The organism is Bartonella sp. OD88NMGDW (assembly GCF_042193775.1).
Lineage (GTDB): Bacteria > Pseudomonadota > Alphaproteobacteria > Rhizobiales > Rhizobiaceae > Bartonella > Bartonella grahamii.
Genome location: NZ_JBHIMA010000056.1, coordinates 1 through 1,121, shown reverse-complemented (window position 1 = coordinate 1,121; position 1,121 = coordinate 1). Strand labels below are relative to the sequence as shown.

The following is a 1,121-nucleotide window of genomic DNA, read 5'->3' as shown; positions in this document are numbered from 1 at the left end:
ATTTACTTCAACATTGCTTGGAGTGATGGTGCTGCAATAAATGACCAAAAAACCGATAGACTTTTGATCCATGGGGATGTCTCAGGCTCTACAACAGTTTATATCAAAAGCGATACAGGGGATGAAAGTAGTGTAATAAATGCCTCTGATCCTTCCAATATAGGTGGACTTTCACTCATTCAAGTCTCTGGAGAAGCAAAAGAAGACTCTTTCAAACTTGTCAATGGCTATACCACAAGAGGTCGTTTACCTTATAAATATACGCTAACGGCTTATGGACCAGAGTCAAGCCACGGACAAGCCGATGTTGCACAAAATCTGTTTGATGAAAAGAATGAAAATTTCTGGGATTTCCGCTTACATAAAGAAATTCTTGAAACGGATTCTGGTTCTGGTCCAAGTGTGATCGCCCCTGTAGCACAAACGGCCAGTTACTTAGTCATGCCAAATGCTCTCTTCTACACGGGACTAACCGATATAGCTAAACAAAATGCACTTTTAGCCACAATGAGAACATCTGTCTTAGGAAAAGAAGAGGAAAAACAAACCGGTTTCTTCCTTTACACCTATGGAAGCACAGGAACTTTATCTTCTGAACGCGGACCTCTCAAATATGGTTATGGCGCTGATATCCGCTATGCTGCTCTCCAAGCCGGTGTCACATTAGCAGCAATTGAAGGGCAAAATACCACAACACATTTCGGTCTTGTAGGCACCTATGGGCGACTATCTTTCACTCCAAAAGAGATGCAGGATGCAAGTAAGAGCACATTGGATAAATGGTCACTAACAGCTTATGGCAGCGTGCAGCATGACAGTGGTTTCTATATGGATACACTGTTATCCTATGGGATAATAAAAGGAGATATCGGCAATGCCATCAGAGGAAATACCGCAAAATTGAAAAATGCCAAAATGTTGAGTATCTCCACCACTGTTGGCAAAGAGTTTGCAACCGGAATGGAAGGTTTAACCTTCGAACCACAAGCACAAGTTGCCTATCAACATTTGATGTTTAACACCATTGAAGATGCTGATAATTTTACTGTTGATATGAACAATCCTTCTCAATGGTTAATCCGTGTTGGTGGACGTTTGACCAAAACCATTTCCACTGAAAA

1 protein-coding gene is annotated in these 1,121 nt (G+C 41.3%); it reads left to right on the top strand.

Annotated elements, in window-relative coordinates; translation table 11 throughout:
• Positions 1-1,121: autotransporter outer membrane beta-barrel domain-containing protein (locus ACFIJR_RS09045; protein ID WP_375654066.1), on the top strand; the 1,121-nt coding region annotated here is incomplete at both ends.